At 45.7% G+C, this 10,016-nt stretch carries 6 protein-coding genes and 1 pseudogene; 4 read left to right on the top strand and 3 right to left on the bottom strand.

Annotation, left to right across the window (positions count from 1 at the left end):
• The first annotated feature begins 66 nt into the window (after window positions 1-66).
• Window positions 67-273: pseudogene (locus tag IV86_RS08670) on the top strand (SemiSWEET family transporter).
• Window positions 274-350: 77 nt separating this feature from the next.
• Here the strand turns inward: IV86_RS08670 and IV86_RS08390 are convergent.
• The 3 genes from IV86_RS08390 to IV86_RS08380 all read right to left on the bottom strand — a co-directional run bounded on the left by IV86_RS08390 (window position 351) and on the right by IV86_RS08380 (window position 5,431).
• Window positions 351-1,217: a fructokinase gene (locus IV86_RS08390; protein WP_055126659.1), complete on the bottom strand. Its 867-nt coding sequence runs from the start codon at window positions 1,215-1,217 to the stop codon at window positions 351-353.
• A 79-nt stretch (window positions 1,218-1,296) separates the two neighbouring features.
• On the bottom strand, window positions 1,297-3,456 hold the full coding sequence (locus tag IV86_RS08385) for an alpha-galactosidase (RefSeq protein WP_056979564.1): 2,160 nt from the start codon (window positions 3,454-3,456) through the stop codon (window positions 1,297-1,299).
• Between the two features lie 19 nt (window positions 3,457-3,475).
• The gene (locus IV86_RS08380) at window positions 3,476-5,431 is read right to left on the bottom strand and encodes a sucrose-specific PTS transporter subunit IIBC (protein ID WP_055126657.1); all 1,956 of its coding nucleotides are present in this window, start codon (window positions 5,429-5,431) and stop codon (window positions 3,476-3,478) included.
• A 255-nt stretch (window positions 5,432-5,686) separates the two neighbouring features.
• On the opposite strand from IV86_RS08380, the gene IV86_RS08375 reads away from it, so the two are divergent.
• Genes IV86_RS08375 through IV86_RS08365 form a run of 3 tightly spaced genes read left to right on the top strand, consistent with a single transcriptional unit; the run spans window position 5,687 to window position 9,850 of the window.
• Window positions 5,687-7,192, top strand: coding sequence for a sucrose-6-phosphate hydrolase (locus IV86_RS08375; RefSeq protein WP_055126656.1), 1,506 nt, complete (start codon window positions 5,687-5,689; stop codon window positions 7,190-7,192).
• Window positions 7,173-8,153 (top strand): LacI family DNA-binding transcriptional regulator, encoded by a 981-nt coding sequence (locus IV86_RS08370; protein ID WP_011673114.1) that lies wholly within the window; start codon window positions 7,173-7,175, stop codon window positions 8,151-8,153. Before IV86_RS08375 ends, IV86_RS08370 begins: the two co-directional genes overlap by 20 nt.
• A 20-nt stretch (window positions 8,154-8,173) precedes the next feature.
• Complete coding sequence (locus tag IV86_RS08365; RefSeq protein ID WP_056979563.1) at window positions 8,174-9,850, top strand: glycoside hydrolase family 13 protein; 1,677 nt, start codon at window positions 8,174-8,176, stop codon at window positions 9,848-9,850.
• The last annotated feature ends 166 nt before the right edge of the window (window positions 9,851-10,016 follow it).

The raw sequence follows: 10,016 nt of genomic DNA, 5'->3' as shown, positions 1-10,016 counted from the left end.
AAACACCATTTTAAAGGAAGCTGATCTTTTTGTCCGAACAGCGTCGGATTAATTTTACAATCTACCATGTACGTGTCGTATATTCCGCAAATCATTTCGAATTTCTCAGGTGACCCAGTATCGCCGCTACAACCACTCGTGGCAATGATTAATGGGATATTATGGACTGGTTACGGCTGGTTCAAGACTTATAAGGATTGACCCGTTATTATTTCAAATGTTCCCGGGGTGATTTTTGGATTTATCACTGTTTTAACCGTATATATTCATTAACCGAATGACAAATTGACTGTAAACTAAAAGTCCGCTAATACGTTTAAACACGTATCGGCGGACTTTTTTGCAAGGTGTTAAGCGTTCTTTAAAGCAGCCTGAGCTAACAATAGGCCACCGGCAATGCCAGAATTGTTACCCAGTCCAGCGGGAACGATATAGTCATCCAGTGGTGGGACTTCTTCGTAGCCATTTAGATAGGCGGCAAACTTTTCACGAATCATGGGAAAGAGCTGCCGTTGATTCATAACACCACCGTTAAGAATAATTTTATCAGGTGCGAAGGCGACGGTGAGGTTGACACATGCCTGTGCGATGTAGTCAGCGATGATTGGCCAGACCGGATCGTCAACGGGAATATCTTTCCCAGCTTTCCCCGTTCGTTTTCCAACTGCTGGCCCAGCAGCTAAACCTTCTAAACAGATGTCATGGTAAGGACAGTTGGACTTGAAATCGTCCCCAGGTAACCGGTTGAGTCGCATGTGACCAAGCTCAGTATGAGTGCGACCATTAAAAATGTGGTTCTGACTAATGACGCCAGCGCCAACACCGGTACCAATCGTCATGTAGATGCTGTTAGGGACGTCCTTAGCGATTCCAATCATTGATTCGCCATAAGCGGCTTCGTTAACATCAGTGGTCCAGTAGAGTGGGATGTTGAATTGACTTTTAAGATGGCCTAAAAAGTCGAAGTCACCCCAGCCGGGTTTGGGAGTCGTGGTAATGTAACCATATTTCGGATCATCGGGATTAACGCCGATGGGGCCAAATGAACCGATACCAATCGCGTCAACGGGATGAGTCGTAAAATAGTCGTCTACCGCAGTCATGGTTTCAACGGGGGTTGTCGTGGGGATCGAAATTCGGTCGCTAACTTGCCCGTTTTCAGCGCCCGTGGCACAAACAAATTTTGTACCACCAGCTTCAATTGCACCTAAAAGCATAGTGTGCCTCCTGTAGTTAAAAATGTAGTCTTATTTAATAATAATATATTCTTAATTCGAAATTTTGTTAACGATTACATTAATTTTGACATAAATAAATTAGCTGACTAGTGAAATCAGCGTTGGTGGGTTTAAGTGGAATCCCCATCGTGTTTAACTGATGCCCCGTATAGCGATTACCCGATGAATCGCTATACGTTAATTCAGCATCGAGATAGTGTAATGGTAATGGGTGCTGAGTTTTGACAGCAGAATTAAGCCCATTTAAGTAACAGCAAATTGCCTGCTTTTTATCTGCCGTTACTAGCAACCACGCAACAACGTGTCTTGTTGTTGGTAGACGATAAAAGTGGGCCTTGATAAAAGTAGATTTCAGTTGCTGATATTTAATCAAGGCTCCTCGAAGAAGTTGTTGTTCACTAGGAGCAAGTTGTTTAGGATTAAGTTCCAATCCTAGTTGCCCGATGCAGGCTAATTGTAATCGAGTTTCAAATGGTGTTATTCGGCCATTTTGCGCATTGGGTGATGCGGTTATATGGTTGCTGAATATCCGTGGTGGAAATAGATAACTAAATCCGTTCTCGATGGTTGCTCGGTCGACTGGATCAGTCAAATCGCTTATCCACGTCTGATTGGTGTATGGTAGCATACCAAAATCAAACCGGCCACCACCAGCTGAACAATTTTCGATAATCAGCTTGGGGCAGGCGCGCTTCAAGCGTGTGAGAATATCATAAAGTCCACAGACATAGCGATAATACAGTTCCCCCTGTTGTGCAGCCGGTAAGTGTGTGCTGCCAACCTGTGTAAGATGGCGATTCATATCCCATTTAAGATAATCGAGTTGGTTATTTTGAACCAAGTTCGTCAGAGTAGTGATTAAGTGGTCACGGACAGCGGCCTGCGAAAGGTCTAAGACTAGCTGGTGGCGAGCTGTGATGGGTGTCCGATCAACATATTGTAATACCCAGTCAGGATGTTGTTGGTAGAGCTGACTGTTAGTGGTGATCATCTCTGGTTCCACCCAGAGACCGAATTTCATTCGATGATGATGGGCTTGTTGGGCAAGGGGGTTCAGACCATTAGGAAACTTAATGGGGTCAACAAACCAGTCACCTAATTGCCCATTTTCGCCGTTACGGTTGACAAACCAGCCGTCGTCTAAGACAAGCATTTGTAAGCCTAACTGGTGGGCATGTTCGATTAAGTGTTGAACTTTAGACTCCGAAACGGCAAATGTCAGTGTTTCCCAAGTGTTAAGCACACTTGGAATGTTAGTCTGGGAGGGCATCAGCTGATAGCTAAAGTCGTGAAATACTTGCGACATGCCGTTAAAACCAGTATTTGTCCAAGTTAGCACGGCTTCAGGAGTCTGAAAACTGCTATTTGGTTTGAGCTGCCATTCGAATGTGTCGGGCTCAAGACCGATTGTTAGGCGGCTATGTTGATATTGGTCAACTTCGACAGTACTGTCGAAGTTACCACTCCATGCTAGTGCACAACCAATAACAGTCCCAGCTAATTCTGTCGTGTTAGGTTCTGCTAGAGCCATGAACGGTTGGTGTTGTGGTCCACTAGTGCCGCGCAGACTGCGAACTGTTTGTAACCCTGGGTGTAAACGGTTAAACGATGGATTAGCTTCATGTGCATGGGTACCGCTTAATGTCAGCGCAGTATATTGGTCAGTTGGTAGATCTAGTTGAGCGCTGGATAGGGCTGTTACTTGCAAATTAGTAGTACCGTGATGGCGCAGAGTTGTGCTTCGCAAGATAAGCGGCTGATTTTCAAAAATAGTGTAGTTAAGATCCATCTGTAACTTGGTCACTGCATCGGTCAAATGAATGACTAGGGTTGTTACAGGCGTGTGTTTGCTAACGGTGGGTGGCAATTGGCGCGAGTTGATTGGCTGATCATTCACAGAAAAACCAGTATATTCTAAAATGGGCAGTAATTGATTGTTAGCATCCTTAATAACGTAAGCTGGCTGGCGATAGTCACCACTGCCAATAGTGGAATATTCGAGTGGCAGTGAAGTCACGGAATATGGAAAGCGTTCTGTTGGGTCATTAGCAAAAGCATGGCTACCGGATGGCATCGGCTCAAAGTACGGTTGTTTTGAAAAGTAACGTCCAAAATATCGATGCACTGGGTAACGATGAGCTAAAATTTGAATAACATAGCTAATTTGGTCATTATGAAGATTGATTAAGCCGGTTTTGGGGTCATATTCAACAGGCATGACGTCCTCCTAATAAAGTTTAGACAGTTGTAGCAGCAACTGAGCTAGCTGCCGGTGCAGTCAACGCAACGAGCTGTTCACCAGCTTGGACATTCGTGACTTTGAGTCGTTCAACATTAGCGTAATTGGCCGTATTTGTGACGATTAGCATGACGGTTGGATCATAGTTAGCGGCTTTTAAGGCAGCGATGTCAAACGTTCCGAGTAGATCACCTTGATGAACGGTATCGCCCTTCTGAACGTTAGTAGTGAAGTGTTCACCATTTAAATTGACCGTATCTAATCCTAAGTGAATCAGAATTTCGGCACCAGCAGTTGTTTTGATGCCATAAGCATGATGGCTATCATAAGTGACAGTGATGACCCCGTCAGCTGGTGCGACGACCTGATCAGCGCTTGGCACGATTGCGGCGCCTTTCCCCATGATTTCGGCTGAGAAAACTTGGTCGTTAACTTGTTTGAGACTTTCGCTAGCCCCCGTTACCGGTGCACTGATAATCTCATCATTAACATTGATGACGGTACTCGTTGGTGCTGGTGATTTTACTTGATCACGATCGTCACCGAGTGTTCGTTTGGCATAGATAAAAGTTGGAATAAATGCGACGACGAACGAGATGACAGCACTGAGCATGAATGCTGGAATCGACTTTGAAGCAATCGAAATGAATCCGATGACTGATGCGGGACCCATCGCCACGGACAGAACGTGGAATAGTCCTAAGAAAGCTGAAGCAATTCCTGAGGCAATCGCTGCAAAGACAAATGGAAATTTCATCTTGAGGTTGACCCCGAAAATAGCAGGTTCCGTAATTCCGAGTAACGCTGAGACCCCGGCTGAAGAAGTCAGGGCTTTTTGCTTTTGGCTCTTAGTGGCAAAGAAAATAGCTAAAGTGGCGGCACCTTGCCCAATGTTGGCCATCGAGGCGACTGGGAAGATAAAGGAACCACCAGTTTTGGCAACATTGGCCAACAACTGGGTTTCGATTGCTGGGAAAGTTTGATGGAGACCAGTAATAACAATTGCAGAATATAATAAACCAAAGATTCCCATACCAATCCAGCCGGTGCTGTTATATAAGCCTACTAAACCGTTAGTTAATGCATCGCTCACCGTTCGTAAGACGGGACCAACGATTGTAAAAGTTAGGAAACCAGTAATCACAATGGCAAACATCGGGGTAAACGTGAAGTCAAATGCCCCTTTAATGTGTTTATGGAAGAATTTTTCAAGGGTAGCTAGAATGAAGGCGACGCCTAAGACTGGGAGCACTTGGCCTTGATAGCCGGCTTGTGCAACGTGTAACCCAAAGACGTTCCAGTAAACCATCTTGCCGGCTGCCATGGTCGTTGCAACGCTATAGCCGTTAACTAGTGATGGTAAGACCATGATCATGCCCATCGTAGCACCCAGATAGGGGTTGCCACCGAAGCGCTTCGTTGCTGAAAATCCTAAGAGGATTGGCAAGAAAGTAAACGGCGCACTAGCCATCGCGTTAATCATTTCGGCGATACCTTTGAGGCCAGGGTAAACTTCAACAACTGACTTCGCCATAAAAAGATGCTCGGCAGTCAAAACGTTGTTTAGTGCCATTAATAGACCCCCAGCAACTAGTGCAGGGACGATTGGAATAAAAATATCAGATAAGACTTTGAGGAAGTCCATTAATGGATTTTTCTTTTGACCCGCAGCGGCAACTGCCTTGATGTCATCGGGTGTCGCTTCTTTAAGACCTGTTTTGGCGATTAAGGCGTCATAGACTTTATCGACATCGCCAGGGCCAATAATGATTTGGTACTGGCCGTTAGTTTCGAAGGTCCCCTTAACGTCCGCGTCGTCATCTAAGGCTTGTTGATCAATCTTGGATTCATCCTTGATGACCAAACGGAGGCGTGTCGCACAGTGGGCGGCGGCTTGAATGTTGTTTTTACCAATTGCATTAAGTACGCGGTCGGCAACTTCTTGATGATTCATAATAATTCACTCCCTGAGTCTAAAATTATTTTTAATTTAATAATGCAAGCGCTTTACAGACCCAATAATAGCAATTTTGGAAAATATGTCAAGCGTTTGATACAAAATTGGATTGCTTGATAATCTTGTTAAAAAACCGAATTTGAAACGCTGACATGAAAATATAATATAAAAATGTCAAACGATTGACATATCGGTGTAAGCGGTTTTATAATAGTGACAATTAAGTCGAACGTTAAAAAGGAGCTCATCGTCATGATATGGAATCGTAAAACCCGTTATACCCCTTATGAACAGTGGCCAGCAACTAAGCTACCACAGCTCGCTGCCCAGGCACGCCAGTCTAAGTGGCGGATGCAACATCATATTCAGCCTACATCAGGTTTGTTAAATGACCCCAATGGCTTTTCATACTTTGATGGTCAGTGGCACCTGTTCTACCAAGTCTTTCCGTTCGGTCCGGTACACGGACTGAAGTCATGGCAACACGTGACCTCTAAGAACTTGGTGGATTGGCATGATGAGGGCTTAGCGATTCGACCAGATACGCCGTACGACTCGCACGGCGCGTACACGGGTACAGCACTACCAATTGATGATCAGTTATTTATTATGTATACGGGTAATGTCCGTACTGCCGACTGGCAACGTGAATCGTATCAATTAGGTGCCTGGATGGACACGGATAATCACATTAAAAAGCTGTCCCGGCCACTAATTGCGCATGCTCCGGCTGGGTACACGAGTTCGTTTCGTGATCCGGACTTGATCCGGAATGACCACGGCTACTACGCGCTGATCGGTGCGCAGACGACTACTGAGATCGGTGCTATCTTGGTTTATTTCTCAAAGGATCTGACCACCTGGACGTGTCAAGGCGAGTTGAACGTTCCCGCAAATGCGCGGGGTTATATGATTGAGTGTCCAAATCTGGTCTGGATCGATCAACAGCCCGTCTTATTGTTCTGTCCCCAAGGGTTATCGCAAGCAACGATCCCGTATCAGAATATTTATCCGAACATGTATTTAGTTGCCGATCAATTGAACCTAGCTCAGGCACAATTCACTGAACCCCACGCCCTGACGCAATTGGATGACGGCTTTGACGTGTATGCCACGCAGGCAATCAATGCGCCGGATGGCCGCGCGTTAGCCGTCAGCTGGATTGGGTTACCTGAAATTTCCTATCCAACTGATCGTGAAAATTGGGCCCATTGTTTGAGCTTAGTTAAGGAACTAACGCTTAAAGATGGGCACCTCTATCAAAATCCAGTGGCAGCGGTGGATGATTTGCGGACGACGGCGCATGACCTAGTCTTTGAGCAACAACGGGCGACGGTGGCCGCTTTGAATGGCAGCTTTGAACTCTTACTGACGGTTCCCGCTGATAAAACGGTCACGGTTAACATTGCTGATCAGCAGGAAAGTGGCCAGCTGCAGGTGACTGTTGATGCCAACCATGGTCAGGTTATGATTGATCGGCGGCATACGGGGAATTCGTTTGCTGAAGATTATGGTCAGACTCGTCAAGTTGAGTTAACGGCCCATAAGACGATAAAAATCCGGCTAATCATAGATGTGTCAGTCTTTGAATGCTATATTGATAACGGCTATTCCGTGATGACCGGCCGTTTCTTCTTAAACGCTACCCCGAGTCGTCTTAACGTTCAAGGTGACACTACGGCAGTTACCGGTAAAGTCTGGGAATGGCGCCAATCAGAGCATACTGGAGTCGATAACAATGAAACCAAAATTAAATGATGTTGCGAAGCTAGCGGGGGTCTCAGCGACAACCGTTTCTCGGGTTATTAATAACCATGGCTACCTGAGTAGTCAGACTAAAGAAAAAGTTTTCGCGGCGATGCGAGAACTGCATTATCAGCCGAATAATATGGCACGCTCACTGCAAGGAAAGAATACGCGCTTAATTGGCGTCATCTTTTCAGATATTAGTAATCCGTTCTTTGGTGAACTGGTGTCCCGGATTGAAAAAATCTTATTTGCTAAAAATTATAAGGTGATTTTATGTAATAGTGCGGATGATCCGCAAAAAGAACGCGACTACTTACAAATGTTGATGGCTAATCAGGTCGACGGGATTATTGCTGGTGCCCACAATTTAGGTATTGAAGAATATCAACAATATGGTCTTCCGATTATTTCATTTGACCGGTACTTATCCGACAATATTCCCATCGTTAGTTCGGATAATTACCAGGGGGGCTGGCTAGCAACCCAGACATTGCATCAGGCGGGGGCGACTAACGTGGCTATTTTTACTGGTAAGTCACACGCTGGTTCGCCAACGAATGGTCGCCGTGAAGGATATGAAGCCTACTTGACTGCCCAACAGCTAACACCCCATGTCCATGAGTTACCGTTTGAATTGACCCCTGCGCTGAAGATGATGGAAATTAAGACGATTATGACACAACATCAGTATGATGGTATTTTTTGTAGTGATGATTTGGCCGCTTTACTAGTGCTCAACGTCGCGCAACAACTGTCATTAACGGTTCCTGAGCAATTACGCGTTGTTGGTTATGATGGCACGGCGCTCATACGTGATTATCATTCTGAATTAACAACAGTAGAACAACCGTTAGCGGATATTAGCACGTTACTGGTTTCTCTACTATTGCAGCGGATTGAGGATGCGAATTGTACACTGGAATCAAAATATACGTTACCAGTTAAGCTCATCAAGGGCCTTACCGCGTAACTAAGGAGTTAATCGTAATTATGGCAGCAACAATCAAGTGGTGGCAACAAGCCGTTGTCTATCAGGTCTATCCACGGAGTTTTCAAGATACCAATCATGATGGTATTGGTGACTTAAAGGGGATCACGGCCCACCTAGACTACTTAAAGCAATTAGGAATCGACGTCATTTGGCTCAATCCCATTTATCGTTCACCCAACGATGATAATGGTTATGATATTAGTGATTATCAACAAATTGCGGCCGACTTTGGCACTATGGCTGATTTTGATGAACTATTGCAAGCCGCCCATGACCGGGGCTTAAAGATCATCATGGACTTGGTTGTTAACCATACCTCTGATGAGCATCCGTGGTTCAAACGCAGTCGCCAGGACCGCACCAATCAATATCGTGATTTCTACTTTTGGCGCTCAGGTAACGGCAAAAAAGCGCCCAATAATTGGGATGCGGCTTTTGGTGGTTCAGCATGGCAATATGATGAGCAGACCCAGCAGTACTATTTACACACGTTTTCAACAAAACAACCTGATTTAAACTGGGAGAATCCGACCTTACGAGAGTCAGTTTATACGATGATGACCTGGTGGCTGAACAAGGGTGTTGACGGTTTTCGAATGGACGTCATTAACCAAATCTCTAAGTTACCCGGATTACCAGATGGTCCACTGAAACCGCACAGTCAGTTTGGCGATGCTCGAGTAACGAACGGACCGCGAGTTCATGAATTCTTGCAAGAAATGAACCAAGAAGTGTTGTCACAGTTTGATATCATGACGGTTGGTGAGACCCACGGGGTGACACCAGCGGATGCGCTGAAGTATGCGGGCGCTGATCAGCACGAATTAGATATGGTCTTTGAATTTCAACATCTGCGACTTGATAATAGTCAGCATGGTCTTGGTAAGTGGAGTACGCGTAAGACACCGTTAGTGGCGCTAAAGAAAGTCATTAGTGACTGGCAAGTCGGACTTGAAGGGCGGGCTTGGAACAGCCTGTTTTGGAACAATCATGATACGCCACGAGCGGTCTCACGTTTTGGTGATGACCGACCAGCATATCGGGTGCGTTCGGCTAAAATGCTCGCAACGTGTTTACACCTCTTACAGGGAACCCCGTATATTTATCAAGGTGAGGAACTGGGGATGACTGACGCTCATTTTACTGAACTAGCCAATTACCGAGATATTGAATCGCTCAATGCCTATCGTGATTTAGTGACTGAGCGCCAGCTGCTATCACCGGCAGATATGATGGCCCGATTAGCGGCGCGTTCTCGGGACAACTCGCGAACGCCGATGCAATGGGACACGGAGGTTAACGCGGGTTTTAGTGACGCGGCGCCATGGCTCACGGTCAATCCCAACTATCGTCAAATCAATGCTGCCGCAGCTTTGGCTGATCCGGATTCAGTGTGGTACTATTATCAGCACTTGATTCAATTACGACATCAATACCCCTTAGTGACGTTAGGTTTGTTTGAGCTCTTGTGGGCCGATGATCCGCAGGTATTCTTATATGCACGGCAATGGGAAGGGCGGACCTGGCTAGTTTGTTGCAATTTCACAGCCGAGACACTGTCCCGACCACTGGATCAATATCTGACGCCCGCGGCCAAATGCTTGATTAGTAATTATGGCGAGCAGCAGCCAAATAAATTACGGCCTTATGAGGCTTGGGTCTACCAACTCGCATAGGTATCCAGGACTTGGCTAATTGAGGCGGTCTTTGAAATATACCCAATCGTTACGATTAGTGTGAATTGGGTTGCTCAAAATTCTGCGATGGTCTTAATAAGCGACCACCTGACTAAAAAACTGCTTTCAAAAGGATTGGATGTAAGCTGATTCCTGAGACAACTTT

Source organism: Pediococcus pentosaceus, from assembly GCF_001437285.1.
Taxonomy (GTDB): domain Bacteria; phylum Bacillota; class Bacilli; order Lactobacillales; family Lactobacillaceae; genus Pediococcus; species Pediococcus pentosaceus.
Note: the sequence above shows the minus strand (reverse complement) of the source record. Positions and strands in the feature narration are given on the sequence as shown.

Bases quoted from the DNA above. Each gene is read 5' to 3' on its own strand.
- IV86_RS08365 (WP_056979563.1), top strand. From the start codon at position 8,174: ATGGCAGCAACAATCAAGTGGTGGCAACAAGCCGTTGTCTATCAGGTC.
- IV86_RS08385 (WP_056979564.1), bottom strand. From the start codon at position 3,456: ATGCCTGTTGAATATGACCCCAAAACCGGCTTAATCAATCTTCATAAT.
- IV86_RS08390 (WP_055126659.1), bottom strand. From the start codon at position 1,217: ATGCTTTTAGGTGCAATTGAAGCTGGTGGTACAAAATTTGTTTGTGCC.
- IV86_RS08380 (WP_055126657.1), bottom strand. From the start codon at position 5,431: ATGAATCATCAAGAAGTTGCCGACCGCGTACTTAATGCAATTGGTAAA.
- IV86_RS08375 (WP_055126656.1), top strand. From the start codon at position 5,687: ATGATATGGAATCGTAAAACCCGTTATACCCCTTATGAACAGTGGCCA.
- IV86_RS08370 (WP_011673114.1), top strand. From the start codon at position 7,173: ATGAAACCAAAATTAAATGATGTTGCGAAGCTAGCGGGGGTCTCAGCG.